At 43.1% G+C, this 26,674-nt stretch carries 23 protein-coding genes; 18 read left to right on the top strand and 5 right to left on the bottom strand.

From position 1 onward, the window contains the following. Positions 1-99: 99 nt before the first annotated feature. Positions 100-2,757: an alanine--tRNA ligase gene (gene alaS, locus IRJ18_RS14145; protein ID WP_194106972.1), complete on the bottom strand. Its 2,658-nt coding sequence runs from the start codon at positions 2,755-2,757 to the stop codon at positions 100-102. Positions 2,758-2,958: 201 nt separating this feature from the next. Here alaS and IRJ18_RS14140 point away from each other — a divergent pair, with 201 nt between their 5' ends. The 3 genes from IRJ18_RS14140 to IRJ18_RS14130 all read left to right on the top strand — a co-directional run bounded on the left by IRJ18_RS14140 (position 2,959) and on the right by IRJ18_RS14130 (position 6,228). Continuing rightward, positions 2,959-3,294 carry a MerR family transcriptional regulator gene (locus IRJ18_RS14140; RefSeq protein ID WP_194106971.1) on the top strand — a complete coding sequence of 112 codons (336 nt, stop codon included), beginning with the start codon at positions 2,959-2,961 and terminating at the stop codon, positions 3,292-3,294. A gap of 113 nt (positions 3,295-3,407) precedes the next feature. Next, on the top strand, positions 3,408-5,522 hold the full coding sequence (locus tag IRJ18_RS14135; protein ID WP_194106970.1) for a ComEC/Rec2 family competence protein: 2,115 nt from the start codon (positions 3,408-3,410) through the stop codon (positions 5,520-5,522). Between the two features lie 64 nt (positions 5,523-5,586). Continuing rightward, a complete protein-coding gene (locus IRJ18_RS14130; RefSeq protein ID WP_194106969.1) occupies positions 5,587-6,228 on the top strand; it encodes a DUF4412 domain-containing protein in 642 nt (213 codons plus the stop codon). A 154-nt stretch (positions 6,229-6,382) separates the two neighbouring features. Here IRJ18_RS14130 and IRJ18_RS14125 read toward each other — a convergent pair whose 3' ends face one another. The 4 genes from IRJ18_RS14125 to IRJ18_RS14110 are packed head-to-tail and all read right to left on the bottom strand — an operon-like array spanning position 6,383 to position 9,670. Then, complete coding sequence (locus IRJ18_RS14125) at positions 6,383-6,997, bottom strand: hypothetical protein (protein WP_194106968.1); 615 nt, start codon at positions 6,995-6,997, stop codon at positions 6,383-6,385. Beyond that, positions 6,994-8,259, bottom strand: coding sequence for an adenosylmethionine--8-amino-7-oxononanoate transaminase (bioA, locus tag IRJ18_RS14120; RefSeq protein WP_194106967.1), 1,266 nt, complete (start codon positions 8,257-8,259; stop codon positions 6,994-6,996). The genes IRJ18_RS14125 and bioA overlap by 4 nt, the downstream gene beginning before the upstream one ends. Next, a complete protein-coding gene (locus IRJ18_RS14115; RefSeq protein ID WP_194106966.1) occupies positions 8,256-8,696 on the bottom strand; it encodes an NUDIX domain-containing protein in 441 nt (146 codons plus the stop codon). Before IRJ18_RS14115 ends, bioA begins: the two co-directional genes overlap by 4 nt. Further along, positions 8,696-9,670, bottom strand: a complete 975-nt coding sequence (locus tag IRJ18_RS14110; protein ID WP_194106965.1) for a cation diffusion facilitator family transporter — start codon at positions 9,668-9,670, stop codon at positions 8,696-8,698. The genes IRJ18_RS14115 and IRJ18_RS14110 overlap by 1 nt, the downstream gene beginning before the upstream one ends. A gap of 469 nt (positions 9,671-10,139) precedes the next feature. On the opposite strand from IRJ18_RS14110, the gene IRJ18_RS14105 reads away from it, so the two are divergent. From IRJ18_RS14105 to IRJ18_RS14035, 15 genes are all read left to right on the top strand, one after another. Further along, positions 10,140-11,399, top strand: coding sequence for a c-type cytochrome (locus IRJ18_RS14105; protein WP_194106964.1), 1,260 nt, complete (start codon positions 10,140-10,142; stop codon positions 11,397-11,399). Positions 11,400-11,442: 43 nt separating this feature from the next. Next, positions 11,443-14,499, top strand: coding sequence for a TAT-variant-translocated molybdopterin oxidoreductase (locus IRJ18_RS14100; RefSeq protein WP_194106963.1), 3,057 nt, complete (start codon positions 11,443-11,445; stop codon positions 14,497-14,499). A gap of 23 nt (positions 14,500-14,522) precedes the next feature. Continuing rightward, positions 14,523-15,995: an NrfD/PsrC family molybdoenzyme membrane anchor subunit gene (nrfD, locus tag IRJ18_RS14095; protein ID WP_194106962.1), complete on the top strand. Its 1,473-nt coding sequence runs from the start codon at positions 14,523-14,525 to the stop codon at positions 15,993-15,995. Between the two features lie 7 nt (positions 15,996-16,002). Further along, a complete protein-coding gene (locus tag IRJ18_RS14090) occupies positions 16,003-16,539 on the top strand; it encodes a DUF3341 domain-containing protein (RefSeq protein WP_194106961.1) in 537 nt (178 codons plus the stop codon). Next, positions 16,523-17,107, top strand: a complete 585-nt coding sequence (locus IRJ18_RS14085) for a c-type cytochrome (RefSeq protein WP_194106960.1) — start codon at positions 16,523-16,525, stop codon at positions 17,105-17,107. Before IRJ18_RS14090 ends, IRJ18_RS14085 begins: the two co-directional genes overlap by 17 nt. Positions 17,108-17,120: 13 nt before the next feature. Beyond that, the gene (locus tag IRJ18_RS14080) at positions 17,121-18,386 is read left to right on the top strand and encodes a quinol:cytochrome C oxidoreductase (protein WP_194106959.1); all 1,266 of its coding nucleotides are present in this window, start codon (positions 17,121-17,123) and stop codon (positions 18,384-18,386) included. A gap of 44 nt (positions 18,387-18,430) precedes the next feature. After that, entirely contained in the window at positions 18,431-19,636 is a 1,206-nt protein-coding gene (locus IRJ18_RS14075) for a cytochrome c oxidase subunit II (RefSeq protein WP_194106958.1), read from the top strand. Between the two features lie 17 nt (positions 19,637-19,653). After that, a complete protein-coding gene (locus tag IRJ18_RS14070) occupies positions 19,654-21,543 on the top strand; it encodes a cytochrome c oxidase subunit I (protein WP_194106957.1) in 1,890 nt (629 codons plus the stop codon). Between the two features lie 87 nt (positions 21,544-21,630). Then, entirely contained in the window at positions 21,631-22,692 is a 1,062-nt protein-coding gene (locus tag IRJ18_RS14065) for a COX15/CtaA family protein (protein WP_194106956.1), read from the top strand. Beyond that, complete coding sequence (cyoE, locus tag IRJ18_RS14060) at positions 22,689-23,582, top strand: heme o synthase (protein WP_194106955.1); 894 nt, start codon at positions 22,689-22,691, stop codon at positions 23,580-23,582. The genes IRJ18_RS14065 and cyoE overlap by 4 nt, the downstream gene beginning before the upstream one ends. Then, complete coding sequence (locus IRJ18_RS14055; protein ID WP_228072867.1) at positions 23,582-24,166, top strand: cytochrome c oxidase subunit 3; 585 nt, start codon at positions 23,582-23,584, stop codon at positions 24,164-24,166. The genes cyoE and IRJ18_RS14055 overlap by 1 nt, the downstream gene beginning before the upstream one ends. Before the next feature lie 21 nt (positions 24,167-24,187). Then, positions 24,188-24,904 (top strand): cytochrome c oxidase subunit 3, encoded by a 717-nt coding sequence (locus tag IRJ18_RS14050; RefSeq protein ID WP_194106954.1) that lies wholly within the window; start codon positions 24,188-24,190, stop codon positions 24,902-24,904. Positions 24,905-24,927: 23 nt separating this feature from the next. Next, positions 24,928-25,266 carry a cytochrome C oxidase subunit IV family protein gene (locus IRJ18_RS14045; protein WP_194106953.1) on the top strand — a complete coding sequence of 113 codons (339 nt, stop codon included), beginning with the start codon at positions 24,928-24,930 and terminating at the stop codon, positions 25,264-25,266. 2 nt (positions 25,267-25,268) lie between these two features. Continuing rightward, positions 25,269-25,961: an SCO family protein gene (locus tag IRJ18_RS14040; protein WP_194106952.1), complete on the top strand. Its 693-nt coding sequence runs from the start codon at positions 25,269-25,271 to the stop codon at positions 25,959-25,961. Positions 25,962-26,077: 116 nt separating this feature from the next. Next, entirely contained in the window at positions 26,078-26,659 is a 582-nt protein-coding gene (locus tag IRJ18_RS14035; protein ID WP_194106951.1) for a DUF420 domain-containing protein, read from the top strand. Positions 26,660-26,674: the final 15 nt, after the last annotated feature.

Below are 26,674 nucleotides of genomic sequence, written 5' to 3'. Positions count from 1 at the left end.
AAACAATTGTTAGGAATTGTTTATAGAATTTAGGCGCAGGTTGATGGTGCATAAAGATATCCTAACACGCATGAGCGATGACGAGCGCTTGACCTTAATTTAACTAATCACTAACCTCGCCTTTTCCAGCGCCCTATCCAAGCCACTTGCATCCTTACCGCCGGCGGTAGCAAAAAATGGCTGACCGCCGCCGCCGCCCTGTATCTCTTTAGCCAGTTCGCGCACGATGTTGCCGGCGTTCAGGCCTTTTTCTTTCACCAGGTTTTCAGATACCATTACGGTTAGGCCAGGTTTGCCGTCAATTTCGGTAGCCAGCACCATAAACAGGTTTTCCACGATGTCTTTCACCTGGTAGGCCAGGTTCTTCACCGCATCAGCATTGGGCAGGGAAACGCGCTGGGCTATAAAGTTAATACCGTTAATATTTTCAGCCTTAGCCGCTAATTCGTTCTTTAAGCCGGCTGATTTCTCCAGTACCGATTTTTCGATCTCTTTTTTCAGGCGGGTATTTTCTTCCAACAGGGTTTCAACGCTTTTGGCGATGTCCTTTGGATTTTTCAGTAACTCTTTCAACTGGTGTATCAGTGCGTTCTGATCGTTTATATAAGTCTGCGCGGCAATGCCGGTAATGGCTTCAATACGGCGCACGCCGGCAGCAACAGCGCTTTCGGCTACTATTTTAAAGAAACCAATTTGGCCGGTAGCCTTAACGTGCGTACCGCCGCAAAGCTCCTTGCTAAAGTTATCATCGAAGGTAATTACACGTACATATTCGCCATACTTCTCACCAAACAAAGCAGTTACACCGCTGGCTATGGCAGTTTGATAAGCCACACTGCGTTCCTCCTTCAACTGGATGTTCTCGCGCACCTTTTGATTAACGATGGCCTCGATCTGCGCGATCTCCTCGTCGGTTACTTTGCTAAAGTGCGAAAAGTCAAAACGCAGGTATTCGCCATTCACTAACGAACCTTTTTGGTTGACGTGCGAACCCAACACTTGTTTCATGGCGGCATGCAGCAGGTGCGTGGCGCTGTGGTTACCTTCAATATTATGGCGGCGTTCCGCATCAACAATAGCAGTCAACGCATCATTGGGGTTCTTAGGCAGACTATCCGCAAAGTGGACGATCAGCCCGTTCTCTTTTTTGGTATCCGTAATATGGATCACCTCGCCATCGGGGAAAACCAGTTCGCCGGTATCGCCCACCTGGCCGCCGCTCTCAGCATAGAAAGGTGTTTTATCCAAAACGATCTGGTATTGTTCCTTACCCTTAGCGGTTACCTTGCGGTATTTTATAATATGCGCGATGCTTTCGGTTTCATCGTACCCGGTAAATTCTACGCTGTCATCGTTCTTTAAAACTGTCCAGTCACCGGTATCAATAGCAGTAGCAGCGCGGGAGCGGGTTTTTTGTTCTTGAAGCGCGGCCTCATAGCCGGCCATATCAACAGTCCAGCCTTTTTCCCGAGTCATTAGTTCTGTTAAATCTATTGGGAAGCCATATGTGTCGGATAGTTCAAATGCAAGCTTTCCGGGAAATATGTTCTTATTTTCTTTATTCCAAACCTGTTCTCCAACTATATTATTTTCTAAATAAATTATGCCTTGTGCCAACGTCTTCAAAAAGGAAACTTCCTCTTCCTTAATCACCTTCTGCACAAAATCTTTTTGAGAGTACAATTCATCAAATACTCCTTTAAACTGTTCTGCTAATAAGGGCACTAACTCGTTAAAGAAAGGTTCTTTAAAGCCCAGGGTTTGGTAGCTATAACGAATAGCCCGGCGCAGGATACGGCGGATAACATAACCGGCTTTGTTACTGGCAGGTAGTTGCCCATCTGCAATAGCAAAGCTGATGGCACGGATATGGTCGGCCAGTACACGCATGGCCACAGCAGCGTTCCAATCGGCATCGCCGGGTTTGGCCGCGCTATTATATTTCTTACCGCTTTTATCGGCAATAAACTGTATCAATCCCTGGAAAACGTCGGTATCATAGTTTGATGTCTTGCCTTGCAGCACCCGCACCAAACGCTCGAAACCCATACCTGTATCCACATGTTTGGCCGGCAGCGGGTGCAGCGAACCGTCTTTCACCCGGTTAAACTGCATAAACACGTTATTCCATATCTCAATTACCTGGTCGTGGTCGGCGTTTACTAAGGTAGCGCCATCTACTTCAGCGCGCTCGTTATCCGGGCGACTGTCGAAGTGGATCTCCGAACACGGTCCGCAGGGGCCGGTTTCGCCCATTTCCCAAAAGTTATCTTTTTTATTTCCCGGGATGATATGGTCTTCAGCAACATACTGCTTCCACAGGTTCAGCGTTTCGGTATCCTTTTCTAAACCTTCTTTGGCGTCGCCTTCAAAATAGGTCACATACAGGCGGTCTTTAGGTAGCTTATATACCTGGGTCAATAGTTCCCAGCTCCAGTCAATGGCTTCTTTTTTAAAGTAATCGCCAAAGCTCCAGTTACCCAGCATTTCGAACATGGTATGGTGATAGGTATCAATACCTACTTCTTCCAAATCGTTATGCTTGCCACTTACGCGCAGGCAACGCTGGGTATCGGCCACGCGGGGATACTTCACAGGCGCTTCACCTAAAAAAATATCCTTAAACTGGTTCATGCCCGCGTTAGTGAACATTAATGTAGGGTCGTTTTTTATAACAATAGGGGCCGATGGAACAATGGTATGTCCCTTAGCAGCAAAAAAATCAAGAAAAGCCTGGCGTATCTCTTTAGCAGTCATAGTAGGGCAAAGATAGAAAAATGTCGGAACAGGGATTTAACAGATTTTTAGGATTACATGATTTATAATAACCGTTACGTCATAGTATGCGTACGAAATATCCCCGACAAATAATGTCAATTACGCAGATAAGCAGAAGGAAATCCTGAAAATCTTTTTAATCCGGTTAATCATGGTTCAGACAATTTATTACATTTGCGTATGCCTTATAAAGAGCGCGAAATAAATAAGATGTATTATACCATGGGCGAGGTATCGGCCATGTTTGATGTGAACCAATCGCTCATCAGGTACTACGAGCGCGAGTTTGATATTTTACAACCCAAGAAAAATAAAAAAGGCAACCGCTATTTCACCCCAGAGGATGTAGAGAACCTGAAGATCATCTTTCACCTTATCCGCGATAAAGGTTATACGCTGGCCGGCGCTAAAGAACACCTAAAGCAAAGCGGCGACGAAACCAAAGAGACCCAAACCATGATAAGCACCCTGGAAAACCTGAAGAAGTTTTTGCTGGAGGTGCGGGATCAGATGTAAAGACAATGCGAAATTCGGAATGCCAATTGCGAAATGATAAGTAGTAAAATTCCGAAATCGAACTTTCGTTATTCAAATTTTCTTAGTTTTATTCCTCAACCCAATCACACCACATGTTAGCCGCGCATAAAGGCGAAATTCCTTTTGTTGTTTTGATCGTTCCGTTTTTGATTGGGATATCGCTGGCTTTATCTTTTAACCTCGCGGGTTATCAAACTATAATTGCTATTTCCTTTTTTACATTGCTGATTGGCTTCATTGCGCTGAATTTGCTTTACCAACTGGTAGGATTGTACCGCTACACCTGGGTGGGTGCAGTACTAATGCATCTGTTAATATTGCTGGGCGGGTTATTATGTACCATTAATTATGATAGCCGCAACCACGCTACTTATTTTGAAAAATTACCGGCTGATGTGCTGCTGGTGAAAGTGAACAGCGAGCCGCAGCTAAAAAATCAGTTCCTGCGGTTTACTGCCGTGGCCGAACTGAGCAGTTATAAAGGGGCAAAACGCCCTGCAAGCGGCACATTATTGATTACATTGATTGTAGACAGCGCCCGTGCACATAGTATTGGTTACGGTGATGAGTTGTTAATCCCTGCTAAATATAAACCAGTCGATGGCCCTTTTAATCACGCTGAGTTTAACTACAAGCAATACCTGGCGCATCAGGATATTTATACGCAAGCCTTTTTAAATCCGCGCGATGTAGTGTTGCTAAACCACAACGCCGGCAACCCGCTGGTGGCCTATTCGCTGCAATTGCGGCAAAAGCTGGTTGGGCAATTTAAAACTTATATGCATAGTCCCGAGGCCATCGCGGTAGCTTCAACCCTGATACTGGGCTACAAAGCCGAACTGGATAACGATATTTTACAGGCATATTCAAAAACCGGGACTATCCACGTGCTATCGATATCGGGTGCACATGTGGCCATTATTTTTGTAATGATTGGCTGGCTGCTGGGTTTTATGGACAGGTACCGTTACGGCAAAATATTTAAAGCGGTGCTGACTATCCTGTTTATCTGGTATTATTCGTTATTAACCGGCTTATCGCCTGCCGTATGCCGTGCCGCGGTGATGATCAGTTTGATCATTATCGGTAAAACTTACAACCGCCGCATTAATACGCTGAACATTTTAGCTGTATCGGCTTTCGCTATTTTACTGTTCGATCCTTTTTTAATTACAGATGTGGGTTTCCAGTTATCCTATTTAGCTGTTGCCGCGCTTATCGTTTTTCAGCCTATAGTTTATCGCTTATGGGATATTGATAATAAATGGCTGGATAAGTTGTGGGTATTTTGTTCGGCCAGTATCGCTATACAAGCTATTACTTTTCCGCTTAGTGCGTATTACTTTCATCAGTTCCCGGTTTATTTTTTGTTGACCAACTTATTCATTATCATCCCGGTTGAAGTAATTATGTACGCCGGTATCCTTTGTTTGGGATTAGCACAAATGGGTTTATCAGTATTAGCAAAGCTTGCCGGCTATGTGCTGGAGAAAAGTATATTGCTGATGGATGCCGGTTTGCAATTTGCCGAGCGCTCGCCTTATGCTTCGATAAATAAAATATGGTTAACGCGGGTTGAATATCTTTTGTTGATCACTGCGTTAGTATTCCTGTTCGCAATACTATATTATAAACGGATAGTATTCCTCAAGATAGCTTTAATATGTGTACTGGTATTATCAATCAGCTTAAGTTTTAAACGGATCGATGGGTTAAGATCTAACAGTATTTCATTCCTCAACCTTAAGAAATATCCTGCCATATTATTTAAACAGGGTGATAGGGCAGTGTTGCTCACTAACCTAACGGATACTGATAAGAATTACCGTTATTCCATTCAGCCATATTTAGATAGCGCCCGAATAAGTGAACTAACCAAATTACCATTTAATAAGGACGTAGCTAATTCATTTTTGCTGAAAAAAGGTAACCTTGTTTGCTTCATGAATAAAAGTTTGCTGGTGTTGAATAAAGATTTACAATACCAAACATTTAAGCCGCAAATAAAAATGGATTATTTATTCGTTACCGGTAGTCCGTGGGTAAGTATGGCTGATGTTGCGAATAACTATCAGTATCAAACACTTATAATTGATGCTGATAACAGTAACCAGCGTTTAGCCACATTGCAGGCCGGGCAAAAGAAAAATGACAAAAAAATGTACGTGCTGAAACGTAACAAATCGCTGGTTATTGAGTCTGAATGAATGTGAGGCGCTAAGGAATTATAATTATATTTGTTGAAGCGCTATAATTAATCAAAGCATAAACATGAAATTAAAACTATTATCAGTAGCTGCAGGCATTGCTTTGCTGGCAGGTTCAATGGAAGCGAAAGCTCAAAAAGTGTATAAGGAGGGTGTTATTACGTACACAGCTACATCTTCACGCGGTTCGCTTGATGTAAAAACTTCTTTCAAGGCCGATTCAAGCGTAACCGTTCAGCAATCGGGCCCGGCTAAAATTAGCATCATTACCCAGGGGGTAGGTGATTACCTGGCCATATTGGTAGATGTGCCTGTAGCCAACATGAAAAAAGCTGCAATTGCTACACCTGCGGAACTTGAAGAAGGCAAAAGCCAGTTACCTGCATTAACATTTACACCTGGCACTGAAACTAAAGTTATTGCCGGCTTAAACTGTAAAAAAGTAGCGGTTAAAGATGATAAAGGGGATAGCTTTGACGTATGGGTAACCAACGATATTAGTGTACCAGCTAATGGCATGAGCCAGTTATACGCTAAAGCAGGTGGTTTCCCGGTACAATTTACTACTTTCCAAATGGGGCAAAAAGTTGATGTCGCCTTTAAATCTATCAGTGATGAAAAGGTACCGGCAGGTACATTTAGTATTCCTGCGGGTTTCGACAGGATCAGTCTGACCGATTTAAAATCGCTTGGCGGTAACAGATAATAAATTAAAGTATTCATACAACAGTAAAGGCTGCCCAAGGGCAGCCTTTACTGTTGTATGTCTCTCTGTCATGCCGAACTTGTTTCGGCATCCCATCATTAAGGTACCTATCCCGTTAGCTCCCGAAACAAGTCAGGGATGACGTATGATGATATTACCCTAATTCCTCACTCAGCCCTTTGATCCAGTCATTAAACAGTCCTGTTTCAATTTCCACGGCCACATCTGCGTGGTTTTGCCAATCGGGCGAGAATTGCTGTAACTGATTGATCATTTCTTCCAGATGGCCTTCCTCTTCAAGGATGATGGATTTTACATTTACTTTGCTTTTCGCACTATCCAGTACATCCTGGTAAACCGGGTAAAGTTCATCGGCACGCACTTCAATGGCGTAAGTTACCAGCAGGTAGGCGGCAAAGCGCAGTTCGGCGCCTTTTAGGTTTAACTCAGCTTTTAAATAGCGGCATACCTGTACATCAAGCTGGTTCAAATAATATTTACTGTAAGCCGGGGCCAGTAGGTATTCACCAGAATAAGTTGGACAGCTAATACCCGGGAATTTCTCTATCTGTTTTTTCAGATAAAAGGCGTGGCGGTGCTCCTCGGCGGCATGCTTTAATATAATATAAGTAACTGTGAGCGGGTCTTCACTGGCTGATATTTTGCGTGCGCCGGTGTTTTCCATCAGCGATAGCGTGTTCAGCCACCGCGCATGCAGTGTGTCATTTTTAACTATAGTATTTAAAAGGGTAGGTAGGGTAGCGGTCATATCTCCTCTAAAGCGTCAGTAATTTTGCTGTAAATATAGTTTAGCTGTGCATCAGTAATGCAATATGGCGGTAAAATATAGATCACATTACCCAGCGGGCGCAGTATAATGCCCGCATCCAGAAAGTATTTATAAAGCCTGTCGCGCAGCGAACTGAAATAGTTGGTATCCTCGCCGGTTTGCCATTCCATAGCCAGTATGGTACCTGTTTGCCGGATGGTTTTTATTTTGGCGTGATCTTTAATTTTAGCTGCGAACGCCTGGTGCGCTTTAACAATACGTTGGATGTTAGCTTCCGTTTCGGACGATAAAAAAATATCTAAACTGGCCAGCGATGCCGCACAGGCAATAGGGTTGGCCGTATAAGAGTGCCCGTGAAAAAGCGTTTTCATTTTATCGGTTGATAAAAAAGCATCGTAAATTTTTTGCGTACAGGTAGTCAGGCCAAATGCCATAGTGCCGCCGGTAAGTCCTTTTGAAAAGCACATGATATCAGGCTGTTCGGTAAGGTAATTGCAAGCGAAGTTTTTACCCGTGCGCCCGAAGCCGGTGAACACTTCATCATCAACAGTAAAAATGCCTTCGGCTTTGCAATGCACTATCAGTTCGTTCAAATGTTCTGCTTCATACATGATCATCCCTGCCGAACCCTGCACCAACGGTTCAAAAATAAAGCAGGCCAGTTCACTGCGCAGATAAGATATACGCGATTTTAGCTGTTTCATGTTTTCGGCAGTAGGCAGATCGATAAATTCCACCTCAAACAATAAGCTGTCAAATGCCGCGGTAAAGGCGCTGCGACCGCTTACCGCCATTGCACCAAATGTATCGCCGTGATACGCGTTTTTAAATGCCAGTACTTTGGTACGCTTTACACCCTGGTTGTGCCAGTATTGCAGGCACATTTTTATGGCTACTTCAACGGCGGTCGATCCATTGTCTGAATAAAATACCTTAGCCTGATTATTGGGTAGAATGGTCAGTAACCGCTCGGCCAGTTCGACCGCCGGCTGGTGGGTAAATCCAGCAAATATTACGTGCTCCAGTTGCAGTAATTGCTCGGCTACTTTTTGTGCGATATATTTATTAGCATGTCCATGGATATTGGTCCACCATGATGATACGGCATCAATATATTCCTTGCCATTCTCATCAAACAGCAGTGCGCCATCGCCTCTTAAAATAGGTATAGGGGGCAAGGCTGTCTGCATTTGTGTATACGGGTGCCAGATTACTTTAAGGTCGCGTTCGGTCAATGTCATTTTAATTCATTCAATAATTTCACCACATGTTTATCTGTGGGGAAGGTTACATCATCTTCGGTCAACTCACTCAACTTTTTCCAGCGGAAAGCCTGCATAATATCACTTTGTTCATCAAAATCGTACGGAATAACTTTAAATGATAAGTCGAGCGGTGAGGTATTCTTTACTATATAATATACGCTGATGATCTGGGAATCGTTGAAGTCTGATTTCACAAAAAAATCGGTTGTATAAAAATGGCTAATGATATCTACCTCGGCGTTACACTCTTCCATAAACTCCCGTTTCAAGCCGTCAAGCAATCCTTCACCATATTCCAGCCCTCCGCCAGGGAATTTGATAAAACGATAGCCGTATTCCTGTTCGTCGCTCAGTAATATTTCGTCGCGTTCATTTATAAGCAAGCCATATACCCTTACGTTGAAATTATACATTATTCAAAGTGTTTTTTGTTGCGGGTAAGGTTCTCCATAGTCCAGGGGATATCTACCCGTTTGGCTTCCGACCGGATGGGACAGTTAGGCATGCTACAGTAATGGCAACAATACGGCAGGCAAGGGTCGGTATGGATAAAAAATTCGGTTTTAATATGCGCTTCGTTATTTATCAGTTCATCTACAAGTTTTACTTCTTCGTGCACCCGGTTCAGGTCAAAATAATTGGGTAAGGTCAGGTGACAATCGATATGTAGTTCCGCCCCATATTTCTGTGCGCGCAGATTGTGAATGTCAATCCATTCAGGTTTGCGTTTAGCGTTAAGGATATTGATCACATTGTTTACGATATCAAAATCGGCTTCGTCCATTAAACCGCTTACACTGCGGCGTATCAGTTTATATCCACTAAATACAATATATAAGCCTACACCAATGGATAAGGTGCTATCAAGCCAAAGCAATTTGGTAAAATAAATTAGTGTTAAGCCTGCTACCAAACCGCCGCTGGTCACCATGTCGGCTACCAGGTGCCGGCCATCAGCCTCAAGGGTAATAGAACGGAGGCTTTTGCCCTTGCCTATCATAAAGTAACCCAGTCCGCCATTAATAATGCCTGTTATACCTATTATAATAGCACCCGTTAGTAGTTGATGTACATGGTTGGGATAAAACAGGCTATAGGTTGATTTAACCAATATGCCAATACCCGCCATGCTAATTAATATGCCTTCAATAAACACAGAGAAGAACTCCACCTTGCCGTGGCCGTAGGGGTGGTTTACATCGCGGGGTTGCGAAGTAAGGTATATGCTGTAAAAAGCGAATGCGCTTGCAATAACGTTCACAATACTCTCGGCCGCATCGGTTAGCACAAAATTTGACCCCGTGATGAAGTAGGCTGTAAACTTTGCCGCCATCAGTATCACGCTTACAATAAGCGCTACCAGGATAATGTTTTTCTTGTCGTTCAAACTTTCAGATGTATAAGCGAGGCGAATTTACCAATAATGCGCAAAGGTGAAAGCTTTGATTCTATATATAAACGTCTTACACTATTACACCTTATATAGTATTGAAAAAATTATATACTTAATACTTAACGAGCGATTTTTTTGTAATTAATGATTATAGTGTATCAAATACATTAACAAAGCCATAAATAACCTGATGTTATAACAGATATTAACAACTTTTGTGAAATTGGGATAGATGTGGAGAAAAATAAGTTACTATGCTTTTTAATAAAAACTGTGTTTAAAGCAAATTTAGGCAGTTTTTAATACTTATTTAGAACAATTATAAATTATAGTTTACTGTCATTAATTTGTCAGCGATACTGTAATAAATTATACTTTTGTGGACTGAAATAAGCGGGTATTCCATACATCTGCCCTTGGTTTCAAATTAAAAAATAGAAATTATTAAGCACAAATACACTTTATGAGAAGTATCTCATTGATTCTTAAACAATTTTCCAGGTCGGTTTTACTGATTGCCGGATTGGCAGTAGTGGGCTTTGCTGCCCATGCACAAGGAGATGCGGCTAAAGGTGAGGCATTGTTCAAAGCAAAATGTACAGCCTGTCACAAGCTGGACGTTCGTATGACTGGTCCGGCGCTTGGCCCAACTATTCAATCTGAAACAGATGATAAATGGCTGACCAAATGGATCCAGAACAACCAGGCACTGATTGCAGCTAAAGACCCTAAAGCTTTAGCTATCTATAATCAGTATAACCAGGCAGCAATGACGCCTTTTCCCGACCTGAGTGAAGGTGATATAGCTAATATTATAGCTTATGCCCGCGCTTGGAAACCAGCCGCCGCCCCTGTTGCGGGCGCTGCGGGTGCAACTGCAGCAGATAACGGCCCAAGTAATATGGTAATCTTCGGATTGATCGGGGTTATCATCATTGCCTTTATTATTATCCTGGTATTAAATAAAGCTATTGGCAGCCTAGAGCGTTTACTATTAAAAAGAACAGGTTTATTAACTGTTGAGGAAGAGGTAACCGCGGTTGAAAAAGCTGACCGTACTGCCAAAATTAAGGAACTGGCAAAAAACAAAAAATTTGTATTTTTTGTGGTGCTATGCGGCGTTATCGCTTTATCGGTATGGCAGTTTGAAGTATTGTGGAATACTAACGTTCACCAGGGTTATCAACCGGTACAACCTATCAAATACTCGCACGAGTTACACGCCGGCGTAATGAAAATTGATTGCCAGTATTGCCACTCGGGCGCGTACAAATCTAAAAACGCTACCATCCCGTCATTAAACATCTGTATGAACTGTCACAAATCAGTTAAAACAGAATCACCTGAAATTCATAAAATTTATGATGCATTAGGGTACGATCCGGCCACTGCGAAATATGACAGCACTAAAGCCAGGCCTATTCAGTGGGTGCGTGTACATAATCTGCCTGATCTGGTTTACTTTAACCACTCGCAGCACGTAAAAGTTGGTAAAATTATTTGCCAAACCTGCCACGGCCCAATCCAAACCATGAAAGAGGTGTACCAATATTCGCCGCTTACCATGAAATGGTGTATCCAGTGCCACAAACGCACCGATGTTAATTATAAAGGCAACGCTTATTATACTAAGATGGTGGCTGTGCATGATATGATAAAGAGAGGCGAGAAAGTTACCGCGGCAGCAATGGGCGGTATAGAATGCGGCAAGTGCCACTATTAATATTAAAAAAAAGAACTTAGCAATTACAGTTTATATAGCTTAAATGGACAGCAATAAAAAATACTGGAAAGGTTTAGAAGAACTAAACAACACACCGGAATTTGTTGAGAAAAATAAACACGAATTCGCGGAGCCTATCCCTATTGAGGATGTGCTGAGCGGATCGGGCTTATCAGCTAAAACACCGCGCCGCGACTTTTTAAAAGCGCTGGGCTTTGGTGTTGGCGCAGTTACTTTGGCAGCTTGCCAAAAAGTGCCTGTGCATAAATCTATCCCTTACCTTATTAAACCTGAAGAGGTTACTCCGGGTATAGCCAACTACTATGTTTCCAGCTTTGAAGGCCAGCCTATATTGGTGAAAACCCGTGAAGGCCGTCCTATTAAAATAGAAGGTAACCCGGGCGATATCTTAACCAAAGGGGGTATCAGCGCGCAAGGCCAGGCGTCGGTGCTTGATCTATACAACTCAGGCCGCTTAAAAGGTCCTGAAAAAGATGGGGGTGAAACCACCTGGGATGCAGTTGATTCATTTGTGAAAAATGAACTGGCTGCTATTAAAGCAGGCGGTAAAAAAATACGTATCATATCATCAACTGTATATAGCCCATCAACATTAGCGGTTATTAACGGTTTTATAGCTGCTTTCCCTAACACTAAACATATTAATTACGATTCGGTATCATATACCGGTATTATCCAGGCTAACCAAAATAGCTTTGGTAAAGCTGTTGTACCACGCTACCGTTTTGATAAAGCTGACGTGATTGTAAGCTTCGGCGCCGATTTCCTGGGTACCTGGGTATCGCCTGAAGAACATACACTGCAATACGTATCAAACCGTAACGCAAAATCGCTGGAAAGCAAAAAAATGTCGCGCCACATCCAGTTCGAAGCTGGTATGAGCATGACCGGTACCAATGCCGATACCCGTGTACCTGTAAAACCATCGCAGGAAGGTTTGGCGCTGATAGCTTTATACAACGAACTTTCAGGTACTTCGCTGCCGGGTTCAGGCAAACTGGACAGCAACGTTGTGGCTAACGCTATTAAAGTTGTGGCCAAAGAACTGATGGCTGCCAAAGGCAAAGCCCTGGTAGTTGCCGGTACAAATGATGTTGCCGCGCAGGTATTAGTAAATGCCATCAACTCTTTATTGGGCAGCTACGGTACTACTATCGATCTGGATACTGCTAACAACAAGTATGCAGGTAACGATGCCGAGTTCACTGACTTCATTGCAGAAATGAACAGGGGCGAGGTTGACGCGGTATTTTTCCTGAATGCCAACCCTGCTTACGATTACTATAAGCAAAAGGAATTTACCGACGCGCTGGCTAAAGTAAAACTGAAAGTAACTTTTGCCGATCAGAAAGATGAAACAGCGGCCTTATGCTCTGTTTTAGCACCAAACCATCATTATTTGGAATCATGGGGCGATGCACAGGTAATGGAAGGTTACTACGCTATTGTACAGCCAACCATTAACCCGGTATATAATACCCGCCAGGCTGAACAAAGCTTATTACATTGGAGCGATAGCCCGGTAAAAGATTACTACACTTTTGTACGTAACACCTGGGATACCACTATATTCCCTAAATCAGGGATGGGTTCGGGCCAAAAAGCATGGGAAGCATTATTGCAAACCGGCTTTGTAAAATTGGCTGATAAACCAGCAGGTACTTATACCTTCAGCAAAGACCTGAACGCTGTAGCACAAACTATAGCTAACGCCAGCGCTAAATTAGCCGCCGGTAACGGCCAGGTTGAATTGGCACTGTATGTAAACAACGGTGTTGGCGATGGTAAAAAAGCAAACAATCCATGGTTACAGGAAATGCCTGATCCGGTATCGAAAGTTACGTGGGAAAACTTCGCGGCAGTTTCTGAGAAATTTGGCCGTGATGTATTAAAAGCTGAAGAAGGCGATGTGGTTGAAGTGAAGGTTGACGGTTACAGCATTAAATTGCCGTTATTGTTCCAACCTGGCCAGGCACAAGGTTCTGTATCAATTGCTTTAGGTTATGGCCGTACCGCCAGCGGTAAAGTAGGCGATGGTGTAGGTGCAAATGCTTATCCATTCTACAGCTTCCGCAATGGTACTTTCCAAACCACCGGTTTGGTTACTTTAAGCCTTACAGGTGAAAAATCGCCTTTGGCACAAACACAAACACACCATAGCTATGAAGGCCGTAGCGTTATTCGCGAGGCTTCATTTGCAGCATATGTGAAAAACCCGGCAGCAGGCAGCGGCAGGGGCGAAGAGAAAAAAGATTACAATGCCACCAGCCTTTGGGACGATTACGATCGCCCGCAATACAACTGGGTTATGGCGATAGATTTGAACGCTTGTACTGGTTGCGGTGCCTGCGTGGTAGCTTGTAACGCTGAAAATAACGTACCGGTTGTGGGTAAAGACGAAGTTCGTCGTCGCCGCGAAATGCACTGGATCCGTATCGACCGTTACTACAGCTTTAACGATAACGGCACAACAGCTGTTACCAAAGAAGATGAAATAGTTAAACTGCAGGATTTTGATAACGTATCGGTTGTTCACCAGCCAATGCTTTGCCAGCACTGCGACCATGCACCTTGCGAAACAGTTTGCCCGGTATTGGCCACCGTACACTCAAGCGAAGGCTTGAACCACATGGCTTACAACCGTTGCATAGGTACACGTTACTGTGCTAACAACTGTCCGTTTAAAGTGCGCCGTTTCAACTGGTTCAACTACTGGAACGATTCTCGTTTCGAGAACTACATGCAAAATGAATACACTCAATTAGTATTGAACCCTGATGTTACCACCCGTTTCCGTGGGGTAATGGAAAAATGTTCAATGTGTATCCAGCGTATACAAGCAGGTAAACTGAAAGCCAAAATGGAAAAACGTCCGTTAAAGGATGGTGAAGTAAAAGTGGCCTGTCAGCAAACCTGTACCGCTAACGCGATCGTGTTTGGTAATGCTAACGATCCGGAATCGGAAGTATCAAAAGCGCTGAAAAGCGAACGTACTTACTATGTACTGGAAGAATTGAACATTCAGCCGGGTATTGGTTACCAGGTTAAAGTGAGAAATACAAACGAACAAGTGGCTTAATTTTATTATAACAGAGATTATATATGGCATCTCATAATGAATCAATAATCAGGGAACCGTTAATTACCGGCAAGGACATTACCTATGCTAAAATTACCGATGACGTTTTACGCCCTGTAGAAAATATGCCTACCAAGGCCTGGTGGATAGGTTTCACCGTGGCTTCGCTTGGTGCTTTGCTTTGGGTGTTTGCAGTTAGTTACACCTTTTGGTATGGTATCGGCTCGTGGGGCTTAAACAAAACAGTTGGCTGGGCCTGGGATATCACCGGTTTCGTGTGGTGGGTAGGTATCGGTCATGCCGGAACGCTGATCTCGGCGGTATTGTTATTGTTCCGTCAAAACTGGCGTAACTCTATTAACCGGTCGGCAGAAGCGATGACCATCTTCGCGGTAATTTGCGCCGCCACCTACATCGTGGCACACATGGGCCGCCCATGGATGGCTATCTATTCTTTACCTATCCCTAACCAGTACGGTTCACTATGGGTTAACTTTAACTCACCGCTGATCTGGGACGTATTCGCAATCTCGACTTATTTCTCGGTATCGTTAGTATTCTGGTATTGCGGTTTATTACCCGATATCGCGTCAATCCGCGACCGTGCTACTGGCCTGCGCCGTAAAATATATTCCATTTGTTCATTCGGCTGGACCGGTTCGGTAAAAACCTGGCAGCGTTTTGAAACCATATCATTAATATTAGCCGGTATTGCTACGCCACTGGTACTTTCGGTACACACCATCGTATCTATGGACTTTGCTACTTCGCTTGAACCGGGCTGGCATACTACTATCTTCCCGCCATACTTCGTTGCGGGTGCAATCTTCTCGGGTTTCGCGATGGTGCAAACACTACTGCTGGTTACCCGTAAAGTATTAGCGTTGGAGAACTATATCACCATGTTCCACATTGAAGCGATGAATAAGATCATCCTGGTAACAGGTTCAATTGTAGGTGTGGCTTATATTACCGAGTTCTTTATCGCTTACTATTCAGGCGGTGAATACGAACAATATACTTTCCTTAACAGGTTTATTGGCCCGTACTGGTGGGCAGGTTGTATGATGTATGGCTGTAACGTGCTAATGACCCAGTTAATGTGGTTCAAAAGGGTACGTACTAATATTCAGATATCATGGGCTTTATCAATTGTGGTAAATATTGGTATGTGGTTCGAACGTTTTGTAATTATCGTAACCTCGTTACACCGCGATTACATCCCATCAAGCTGGGCTATGTTTTACCCAACCTGGATAGATGTAAGCGTATTCATCGGGTCGATAGGTGTATTCTTTACCTTGTTCCTGTTATTCATCAGGGTGCTGCCTTCAGTAGCGATGGCCGAGGTGAAACTGTTACTGAAAGGTTCGAGCGAGCAGGCTAAGAAGAAACTGATTGCTGAAGGTCACCAGGATCCTGAAGAAGTTGAGTTTTATAAAGAGGCGTTAACGAAATTTGACAGTGTTGAGCTGGCTGATTACCAAAAAGCATAATTAAACGATGAGCAGTACTAAATTTATATTGGGCCTTTTTGATGATCCGGATGATATGATGCACGGGATCGAAAAACTGCAAAAGAACAGTGTGCCTATTTATGATGTATATACCCCAATGCCTATTCACGGTATCGAGGATAAATTAGGTGTTAAAGCATCACGCTTGGGTTACGCCGCATTCATGTTTGGTTGTTTAGGTGGCAGCACCATATTCGCCATCATTTATTACACCATGGTGCATGATTGGCCAATGAATATTGGTGGCAAAAACCACTTTGCTATACCCGATTTTATTCCAATCACTTTTGAGTGGACCGTATTATTTACCGCGTTTGGTATGGTGGCTACCTTCTTTTATGCCACACACCTTTTCCCGGGCCGTACGCCACGTGTAATGGACTACAGGGCAACCGACGACAGGTTTGTAATAGCAATTGACGCAAAAGGTAATATCCCACATGATGATATTACCAATATATTAAAAGACGCAGGAGCGGTAGAAATTAAGCATAACGACAGAAAATATGTTAGCTATGAATAAGTTTAGAATATTGGGCGCAGCGGTTGTTGCCGTTGCTGCAACGGTACTTTCATCATCATGTAATGATAAAAGGAGCACCGGTTGGGAATACGCCCCCAATATGTACGAGCACATTGCATACGATCCGGATCAGAAAAATCCGAACTTTGCAGATGGTAAGACAGCCCAGGTACCACCGGCAGGTACTATACCTGTAGGCTTTGTGAAATTTGATTATCCAAATAACAAAGATGGCTATGAACTAGCTGGTACGGAAGTGAAAACGATGTTACCACAAACACAAAACAACTATGCTGAAGGTAAAGTACTTTATATGCACTTTTGCTCGCCTTGTCACGGTGAAACAGGCCAGGGCGATGGTACGGTGGTAGCGCACGGTTTCCCGCCGCCGCCATCCTATTCAAAAGGGCAATCATCGCGCGGTGGCGCTATGAAAGACCTTACAGATGGTAAAATATACCACACCATCACTTACGGTGTAAACGCAATGGGTTCATACGCGTCGCAATTATCACCAGAAGAGCGTTGGAAGGTAATTATGTACGTTCACCATTTACAAACTTTATAAGAATTAAATTTTGATGAAGACTCATATTAATTTTGACGAGCGTTTTGAATTTACAGGTAAAGCAAAAACCTGGAGTTTAGCCGCTATTGTAATAGGTGTTATTGTTGTACTTGCGGGCTTTTTAACAGGTAACGCCGAGCGCACCTTTGCCAACCTATTAATAATGGGCTATTATTTAACCTGTGTGTGCATTTGTGGTGCTTTCTTTTGCGGCTTGCAGTATGTGGCGCAGGCAGGCTGGTCGGCTTCAATGCTGCGCGTACCACAGGCTTTTGCTAAGGTATTGCCCATAGCCGCAGTAATATTAATTGTAATAATTGCTGCAGGTTTATCATTTACCCATACTGCTTTAAACGAAGAACATAAACAGGTAACCGTTCCTTATTTATATACCTGGGCTGCCAAAGGCACCACTACACCAGGTTCTGAAACATTCGATGCGGTTGTTGTGAAGAAATCAGGCTACCTGAATGTGCCTTTCTTCCTGATCCGTATTGCAGGCCTGCTGGCTTTTTATAGCGTATTTGGCTGGTTGCTGGTTAAATATTCAGAGAACGAGGATGAAGTTGGCGGTATGTATAATTACAAAAAAAGCTTTAATGTTTCGGCAGCGTTCTTAACCATTTTAGGCTTTACATTTCCTCTGTTCTCTTTCGATGCTATCATGTCGTTAGAATCACATTGGTTCTCTACCATGTTCGGCTGGTACAACTTTGCCGCCATGTGGGTAGGCGGGCTATCGGTAATGACTTTGGTAATGATCTATCTGCGTAAGCAAGGTTATTTACCTTGGTTAACAGAAAACCATATGCATAATATGGGCTTGTTCATGTTCGCTTTCTCAATTTTCTGGACTTATACCTGGTTTGCACAGTTCCTGTTAATGTACTATGCTAACATCCCGGAAGAGGCTGAATATTTTTACCGCAGGTGGGAACCTGAATTTAAACCATGGTTTTGGTTAGATCTTGTGTTAAACTTTGTAGCGCCGCTATTCGTAATCATGTCGCGCGATTCAAAAAGGATGACCCGTGTATTAACTGTAATTGCTACTATCCTGGTAATTGGCCACTGGCTGGATTATTTTGTGATGGTAATGCCTGGCAGTGTTGGCCCGCAGGCAAACTGGTATAGCGAGATCGGTTGGATTGAAATAGGTACCTTCTTAGGTTTTGCAGGTTTGTTCACGTTCATGGTACTGACCGCTGTAAGCAAGTTCAAATCATTAATTCCAAAGAAGCACCCGTTCCTGCAGGAGAGCCTGCACCACCATATATAATTACTAATTTTGTAAATTAAAGAGAATACCAAAAGAACACAATAATGGGATTCAGAAATTTGATAAATTCTAAAAAAATAGCTGCGCTGCTGGCCATGTTACTATTGGGCGGCACACAAGTGCTACTGGCGCAGGCACCAACGCAATCGGCTACTGCGGCAGGCGATGCCAGTGCTATTGATGATACCGCCAAAGCAACCATGTGGGCAGGCGTTGAGTACTATGTACTGCTTTTTGTATTGGTTTGCATAGGCGTTGCCATTGTAGGCCGTATATTAAAAGTGTATGATCTGACCAACCAGTTGAATGGTAAGAAACCCATGAACTGGAACAATATCATGGGGGTGATATGTATTCTGTTTTTAGTGATAGGTGGCGCTGCAGCCTACTGGTCGTTTACTGTACAGGGCAGCATGACCTTGCCTGAAGCAGCATCAATACATGGTGTGAAAATTGATGAAATGTTCCTGACCACTACGGTACTTACCATGATCGTATTTGTAATTACGCAAATACTTTTATTCTGGTTCCTGTTCCGCTACCGTTATTCAGAAAAACGCCGCGCTTACTTCCTGCCACACAATAATACTATTGAAAAGGTATGGACTATTATTCCGGCTATCGTATTAACTATATTGGTGGTATTCGGTTTCTTCACCTGGAGGACGGTTACCAATACAGTTAACGTTAAAGGCGATATCAATATCGATGTAACCGGTCACCAGTTTGAATGGTTAATTCGTTACCCGGGTAAAGATGGTAAATTGGGTAATAAAAATTACCAGCTGGTTAGTGGTACAAATAGCTTAGGCGTTAACTTTAAAGATCGTAACAGTTTCGACGATTTGAAAGCCGATACCTTAGTTATCCCTGTAGGTAAATCTATCCGTATCAATATCTTTGCACAGGATGTTATTCATAGTCTTTATATGCCTTACTTCCGCGTACAAATGAATGCGGTACCTGGCTTACCAACCTACTTCAAATTTGTGCCTACGCTAACTACAGATCAGATGCGGGCCAAAGAGGAAAATCCGAAATTTGAGTACCTGTTATATTGCAATAAAATATGCGGCGGTGGCCACTACAACATGCAAAAGGTCGTAAGAGTGGTTACTATGGCCGAGTACACCGACTGGCTGTCTAAACAAAAGCCTTACCTGACAGACGGTTTAAGAAAAGAATTGAAATTGGCTGACGCTGGCCAACAGACAAGTGGCGTAACAAACAGGTTAGCATTAAATAATTAATATTTCAGATAGCAATTATGTCAACATTAGCAGTTCAAGATCACGGAGTTCATCATCATGACCACGACCATGATCACGAGCATCACCATGATACTTTCCTGACTAAATATATCTTCAGTCAGGACCATAAGATGATTGCCAAGCAATTCCTTATTACAGGGATCACTATGGCCGTTATCGCAATGATCTTATCTATCTTATTCAGGATCCAACTGGCTTACCCTGAAAAAAGCTTCCCTTTACTGGAAACTTTATTAGGCCGTTTTGCCCCGGGTGGTCGTTTAGATACTAACTTTTACCTGTCGCTGGTTACCATCCACGGTACCATCATGGTATTCTTTGTGTTGACAGCAGGCTTAAGCGGTACTTTTAGTAACCTGCTTATCCCGTTGCAGTTAGGTGCCCGCGATATGGCTTCGCCATTTATGAATATGCTTTCTTACTGGTTCTTCTTTACGGCCAGTGTGATTATGCTTAGTTCATTCTTTATCCAAAAAGGCCCTGCCGGCGGTGGCTGGACTATCTATCCGCCGCTATCTGCTTTACCAAAAGCAATGCCGGGATCTGATTTGGGTATGACTTTATGGCTTATCAGTATGGTGTGTTTCATTGCATCGTCACTGTTAGGCGGTATTAACTATGTAAGTACTGTATTAAATATGCGTACCAAAGGTATGGACCTGTGGAAAATGCCTTTGACTATCTGGGCGTTCTTCCTGACAGCTATACTGGGTGTATTAGCATTCCCTGTATTAGTTGCAGGTGTGGTATTGTTAATATTCGACCGTAGCTTTGGTACCAGTTTCTACCTATCAGACATTGTACTGAATGGTAAAGTAATGTCATTCCAGGGGGGGAGCCCAATATTATTCCAGCACTTGTTCTGGTTCCTTGGTCACCCCGAAGTATATATCGTAATTATGCCGGCCATGGGTATCTCTTCAGAGATCATGTCGGTAAATTCACGCAAACCTATCTTTGGTTACCATGCCATGGTTTACTCACTGATCGGTATCACTGTATTATCGTTTATTGTATGGGGTCACCACATGTTCGTTACGGGTATGAACCCGTTCCTGGGCGGTGTGTTCATGATCACTACGCTGATCATCGCGGTACCATCGGCGGTAAAAACATTTAACTGGCTGGCCACGTTGTGGCGTGGTAATATCAGGTTTACACCTGCCATGCTGTTCGCTATCGGTATGGTATCGTTCTTCATCTCTGGTGGTTTAACCGGTATTTTCCTGGGTAATGCCGCTTTAGATATTAACCTGCACGATACATACTTTGTGGTTGCCCACTTCCACCTGGTAATGGGCTCGGCTGCTATATTTGGTATGTTGGCCGGTGTATATCACTGGTTCCCTAAAATGTTTGGTAAACTAATGGACGAAAAATTAGGCTATCTGCACTTCTGGATCACCTTTATCGGTGCTTACCTGGTATTCTTCCCGATGCACTTTATGGGCCTTGATGGTGTACCACGCCGTTACTATGCCTTTACCGAGTTTGAATCAATGAAACGTTGGTTATCGGTAAATATGTTTATCACTTGGGCGGCTATCATGTCGGCTGTGGCCCAGGTAGCATTCCTGTTTAACTTTATATACTCTATATTCTGGGGCAAAAAATCAAGCCAAAACCCTTGGCATGCAAACACCCTGGAATGGACTGCGCCTGTTGAACACCTACACGGTAACTGGCCTGGCGAAATTCCAACTGTATATCGTTGGCCATATGATTACAGCAAACCTGGAGCTGAAGAGGATTTCATCCCGCAAACTGTGCCTTTGTCTGAAACCATGAGCTCGAATACACACCATGACTTCGAAGACAACGAGGCTGGCCTGCACGAGTACGAAAAATGGGTAGTTGCCAACAAAACAAACGAAGAAGTAAAATAAACAGATCGTCCCTGATCTGATCTTTTTAGGGTATCTGTTACGGGCAATTTTGCCTTGACAGATACCCTAAGTTTTTAAAAGCATTAAATGAGCATATCACCGGCAAAAAAGAAATTTCAGTTTTTTAACCTTACTGCAATTGTTTTGCTATTTATTTTGATACTGGCAGGCGGCGTAGTGCGCAGTACAGGATCGGGTATGGGGTGTCCGGATTGGCCAAAATGCTTTGGTGGATATATCCCACCCACTAATGCTTCACAATTACCGGCCGATTATAAACAGAAGTATGTAGCTGGCCGAATGAAAAAGAACGAACGCTTTGCCAAAACCCTCGACTTATTTGGCTACAGCGATTTGGCAACACGCATCCGCGAGGATCGATCTATTTTGGTTCCTGAAGACTTTAATGCTGGTAAAACCTGGACGGAATATATTAACCGGTTAATCGGGGTGCTTTCGGGCTTTGCCCTGTTACTTACCGCTATTTATTCTTTTAGCTATAAAGGTGTGAATAATGGCATTGTGATAGCAAGTGTTGCGAACCTAATTTTAGTTGGCTTTCAGGGCTGGCTAGGTTCTATTGTGGTATCAACCAACTTGGTAGCCTGGATAGTAACGGTACATATGCTATTGGCGCTGGCTATTTTGGCGCTGGCCATTTATAGTTATCATGCCGCTAAAGTACAGGGTAGGCCCAAATTGACTGTAAAAGGTTTTGTATACCTGCTGACTATTATAGTGATATTATTAAGCGTTGTACAAATAAGCATGGGTACATCGGTACGAGAGAAGATAGACGAAATATCGACACACCTGCAAGGTGGCTACCGCCAGGATTGGGTAGGCAGGGCAGGAGAGATATTCACCCATCATCGCGACCTGGCTTTAGCCGTATTTGTATTGAATGTGATGCTTTATGGTTTGGTGCGTAAAAGCTATAGCCGCCATTCTATCCATCAGCAATTAATGAGTTTTACGTTTTTGATGATCGTGCTGCAAATTGGCACCGGGATAGCATTATCCTATTTCGCGCTGCCGCCGTTTGCGCAAACACTACATATTTTATTAGCCAGCCTGGTATTTGGGGCGCAGTTTTATTTGCTGCTTAATTTATCGCGGTCGGCGAACGCGAGGGAGGTACGTGTATGAAGATGAGCGATTTCTCTAAACTGATCAAATTCAGGCTTACTTTCCTGGTGGTGTTTTCAGCTTCCATATCTTTTATCATCGCCGTAAAGGCTAATGGTGGTAATACCTGGGGCTCGCTGTATAGCTCAACTATGTGGATAAACTGGCTGAAACTGGTTGCCGGAGGCTTTTTAGTTACCGGCGCAGCCAATTGCTTTAACGAGATTATTGAAGTTGACCTTGACAGGTTAATGAAACGCACCATGGACCGCCCAATGCCCGCCGGGCGTATGACCACCGGGCAGGGATTAGTACTTGGCTTAGCCATGGGGATGGCTGGGACTTATATTTTAGGTACATTGAACTTACTTACAGGCTTACTGTCCGTTTTCTCGATATTGTTATACGCGTTTGCTTACACACCATTAAAACGGAAATCGCCTATAGCGGTATTTGTTGGTGCTATTCCAGGGGCTTTGCCACCGCTTATTGGTTATGTAGCCGGTCAACCACACGGGCGTATTGATGAAATTGCATTGATTTTATTTGCCATACAGTTTGTTTGGCAGTTTCCGCACTTTTGGGCCATTGCCTGGGTGCTGGATGATGATTATAAGTTGGCAGGCTTCCGCCTGTTACCTACAGGTCAGCGCGATAAACCGAGCGCGGCTATTACTTTTTTATTTACAATGATATTGTTACCGGTAAGTTTATTACCAACAATTTACGGTCATGCTGGTTGGTATTTATTTGGTGTATCATTAGTATGCAGCCTGGTATTTTTATACCAGGGATTTGTACTTTTGCGCACCACAGAAATAAAGGCAGCCCGGTCTTTAATGTTCGGTTCTTTCTTTTATTTGCCGGTGGTGCAGTTAATGTTTTTATTTGATTTTATCGCTAAAGCGTAATGATGGCACAGATACAACAAGATAGGGATAAAATAAACCTGAATGCCAAGCGGTTCAACATGTGGATATTCGTTTTTGTATCCTTTATGTTGTTCGCAGCTTTCAGCAGCGGGTTTATAGTTTACGCCGGTGGTAAAGGCCACGGCTTAAATGTAATTTTACCAAAATCGTTTTTATACAGTACACTTGTATTGGTAACCAGCAGTATAACACTGTTTGCAGCATCAAGAGCTGCCAAGCAACTCAATCTTGGCATGCAGCAATTAATGCTATGGCTTACTATCGGGCTGGGTATTGTGTTTTTTGCCTTGCAGGTATACGGCTGGTACATCCTGTCGTACAAAATGCAGGTATATCTTACCGATCCTAACGCCTCGCGATCGTTTGTTTATGTAATTACTATGGCACACCTGCTGCACATTATTGGCGGTCTGATATGGCTGGGCAGCGCGTTAAGGGGCAGCATAAAAAGTATACCACAGGTTAAGAATTTATATAGAATGGAAATGGCATCTATTTTTTGGCATTTCTTAGATATTATATGGATTTATCTCTATGTTTTTTTACTTTTGAACCAAATTTAAACATCTCTTATTTTAGTACAGATGAGTACAACAGCATCAAAAATTGACGAAGTAAAGACCACAGCATGGGCCGGCGGCCGATCACCATTCTCGGTTGAGTATGGTAAGATGATGATGTGGTTCTTCCTGCTTTCCGACGCGTTTACATTTTCAAGTTTATTGATCTCTTACGGCGCATTGCGTTTCAGCTCACCAAGCTGGCCTGCACCCGATCTGGTTTTCCAATCTGTACCTTTCCTGGTAGAGCATGGCCAGCCACTGGTATTTGTGGGTATCATGACCTTTATCCTCATTATGAGCTCGGTAACCATGGTATTAGCTGTTGAGGCAGGACATCGTAATTCTAAAAAAGAAGTTGTTTCCTGGATGATATTAACCATTATAGGTGGTTTTATGTTCCTTGGTTGCCAGGCCTTAGAGTGGACACACTTACATAGCGAGGGCTTCTGGTGGGGACATATCCCTAATTCAGAAGAGTTGAAAGAGTTCTTCCATAAAGATACGCCTGTTAATGCAGCTTATACCCAGCAGTTCGCTAACCTGTTTTTTACCATTACCGGTTTCCACGGTTTCCACGTATTTAGCGGGGTTGTTATTAATATCGTTATTACTATAAACGTATTATTGGGTACCTACCAAAAACGAGGCAGTTACCTGATGATTGAAAAAGTAGGCCTTTACTGGCACTTTGTAGACCTTGTTTGGGTATTCGTATTTACATTCTTCTATTTAGTTTAAAAACATTTTTAAGATATATTATCATGTCAGAACATTCACACGATATACACACTGAAGGCGACCACGAAGGAATGTCCAAAAAGAAAATTTGGAACGTATTCTTTGTATTGCTGGGTATCACTGTAATTGAGTTTATTATAGCATTATACATGGTGCCGCATGGTATTATTGGATACCATATGGCTAACCCAATCTATATTGTACTTACATTAGCTAAAGCTTTCTTTATTGTTGCATACTTTATGCACTTAAAATTTGAAAAGGTAGCCATGGTTTACACCATCATAGTACCTATTTTATTCATCATCGGTCTAATTCTGGTATTGACCAACGAAAGTCACCACTGGGTTGACCTAAGATAATAATGAGCAAAATAAAAAAGATAATAGTCCTGGTACTGATATTAGCGGTACCGGGATTTTTATATTATTTACTAACCAGTCAGGGCAAAAACAGGTATAAACCGCTCCCTTTTTTTGGCCCGAAACCGTTATCGGGCACCTTCCATACTTTCCACGGTAAAAAGATACCGGATACGCTTTACCATACAGTAGCCGATTTTAATTTGCAGGATCAGAACGGCAAGCCCGTATCGTTTAAAACCATTGGCCCGCAAATATTGGTAATCAGTTTTTTTTATACCCACTGCCCAAATACTTGTAACCAGGTAAATGCGGGTATGGATAGCCTGGCTAAATATTACGGAAAGAATAAACTGGTTACCTTTGCTTCAATAACTGTAGATCCCGATAGGGATAAACCAGCTGTTTTAAAGGCTTATGCCGCACGGTACCATCAGCCTGAAAACAAATGGTTGTTTTTGACAGGCGATACTTCGCAAATTTACCCGCTGGCCCGGAAAGGCTTACTGGTAGATGCCCTGCAAAACGGTAAGGATGATTTTATTTACAGCAACAAGCTGATACTGCTTGACCCTGAACACCGTATCCGTGGCTATTATGACGGCACTTTGCCAACCGATGTAGCACGACTGGCTGATGAATTGAAAGTACAGATATCGGAAGAATTGCGGAAGAAGGATAAACCGCTCTATTAAGAGAATCACGAGATACGGATCAGGATTCAAGAATAGAGGGAAGGTATAAATGATTTAATAAGTATCAGAGAAGGTTTAATCCTGACTCTTGACTCTTGACTCTTGACTCAAAAACAATGACAGATAAATTCATATTTCGCTTTGTAGCCGCCGTTTCCATCTTTGTTTTTTTGGTGGTGTTATTGCTTAACCGTAAAGTGCTGCCGCCGCCGGCACACCTGCCATCATTTATTTACTTTTTGCCAAAACTGAATGCTATTTTAAATGGTACTTGCGCGGTATTGCTGGTTATATCCTTAATGTTTATCCGGAGAGGTAATATCACCATGCATAAGCGCATAAATATCACCGCATTTTGCCTTTCAGCATTGTTCCTGGTATCATACATTAGCTTTCATTATATGGCTCCTGAAACCATTTTTGGCGATCTAAGCGGCGATGGCGTTTTGGACGCCGAAGAGAAGGCGGCCATTGGTGGCGTGCGCACCATTTACCTGGTGATTTTGATATCGCACATTATACTGGCCGCCGGCGTTTTACCGTTAATATTATTGAGCTTTTACCGCGGCCTGCAAATGCAGGTAGAAAAGCACCGCAAGCTGGTACGCTGGACATTCCCCATATGGTTATATGTTACGGTGACCGGCGTGGTAGTTTATATTTTGATATCGCCTTATTATCACTTTGTAATTAAATAATAAATAAATTTGCAG

This window comes from Mucilaginibacter boryungensis, assembly GCF_015221995.1.
GTDB lineage: Bacteria > Bacteroidota > Bacteroidia > Sphingobacteriales > Sphingobacteriaceae > Mucilaginibacter > Mucilaginibacter boryungensis.
The sequence above is the reverse complement of the archived record's forward strand: the minus strand, read 5'-3'. Positions and strand labels throughout refer to the sequence as shown.

Bases quoted from the DNA above. Each gene is read 5' to 3' on its own strand.
- IRJ18_RS14040 (WP_194106952.1), top strand. From the start codon at position 25,269: ATGAGCAAAATAAAAAAGATAATAGTCCTGGTACTGATATTAGCGGTA.
- IRJ18_RS14045 (WP_194106953.1), top strand. From the start codon at position 24,928: ATGTCAGAACATTCACACGATATACACACTGAAGGCGACCACGAAGGA.
- bioA (WP_194106967.1), bottom strand. From the start codon at position 8,259: ATGACATTGACCGAACGCGACCTTAAAGTAATCTGGCACCCGTATACA.
- IRJ18_RS14135 (WP_194106970.1), top strand. From the start codon at position 3,408: ATGTTAGCCGCGCATAAAGGCGAAATTCCTTTTGTTGTTTTGATCGTT.
- IRJ18_RS14070 (WP_194106957.1), top strand. From the start codon at position 19,654: ATGTCAACATTAGCAGTTCAAGATCACGGAGTTCATCATCATGACCAC.
- IRJ18_RS14050 (WP_194106954.1), top strand. From the start codon at position 24,188: ATGAGTACAACAGCATCAAAAATTGACGAAGTAAAGACCACAGCATGG.
- IRJ18_RS14130 (WP_194106969.1), top strand. From the start codon at position 5,587: ATGAAATTAAAACTATTATCAGTAGCTGCAGGCATTGCTTTGCTGGCA.
- IRJ18_RS14080 (WP_194106959.1), top strand. From the start codon at position 17,121: ATGAAGACTCATATTAATTTTGACGAGCGTTTTGAATTTACAGGTAAA.
- cyoE (WP_194106955.1), top strand. From the start codon at position 22,689: ATGAAGATGAGCGATTTCTCTAAACTGATCAAATTCAGGCTTACTTTC.
- nrfD (WP_194106962.1), top strand. From the start codon at position 14,523: ATGGCATCTCATAATGAATCAATAATCAGGGAACCGTTAATTACCGGC.
- IRJ18_RS14140 (WP_194106971.1), top strand. From the start codon at position 2,959: ATGCCTTATAAAGAGCGCGAAATAAATAAGATGTATTATACCATGGGC.
- IRJ18_RS14085 (WP_194106960.1), top strand. From the start codon at position 16,523: ATGTTAGCTATGAATAAGTTTAGAATATTGGGCGCAGCGGTTGTTGCC.
- IRJ18_RS14090 (WP_194106961.1), top strand. From the start codon at position 16,003: ATGAGCAGTACTAAATTTATATTGGGCCTTTTTGATGATCCGGATGAT.
- IRJ18_RS14105 (WP_194106964.1), top strand. From the start codon at position 10,140: ATGAGAAGTATCTCATTGATTCTTAAACAATTTTCCAGGTCGGTTTTA.
- IRJ18_RS14125 (WP_194106968.1), bottom strand. From the start codon at position 6,997: ATGACCGCTACCCTACCTACCCTTTTAAATACTATAGTTAAAAATGAC.
- IRJ18_RS14055 (WP_228072867.1), top strand. From the start codon at position 23,582: ATGATGGCACAGATACAACAAGATAGGGATAAAATAAACCTGAATGCC.
- IRJ18_RS14065 (WP_194106956.1), top strand. From the start codon at position 21,631: ATGAGCATATCACCGGCAAAAAAGAAATTTCAGTTTTTTAACCTTACT.
- alaS (WP_194106972.1), bottom strand. From the start codon at position 2,757: ATGACTGCTAAAGAGATACGCCAGGCTTTTCTTGATTTTTTTGCTGCT.
- IRJ18_RS14035 (WP_194106951.1), top strand. From the start codon at position 26,078: ATGACAGATAAATTCATATTTCGCTTTGTAGCCGCCGTTTCCATCTTT.
- IRJ18_RS14075 (WP_194106958.1), top strand. From the start codon at position 18,431: ATGGGATTCAGAAATTTGATAAATTCTAAAAAAATAGCTGCGCTGCTG.
- IRJ18_RS14100 (WP_194106963.1), top strand. From the start codon at position 11,443: ATGGACAGCAATAAAAAATACTGGAAAGGTTTAGAAGAACTAAACAAC.
- IRJ18_RS14115 (WP_194106966.1), bottom strand. From the start codon at position 8,696: ATGTATAATTTCAACGTAAGGGTATATGGCTTGCTTATAAATGAACGC.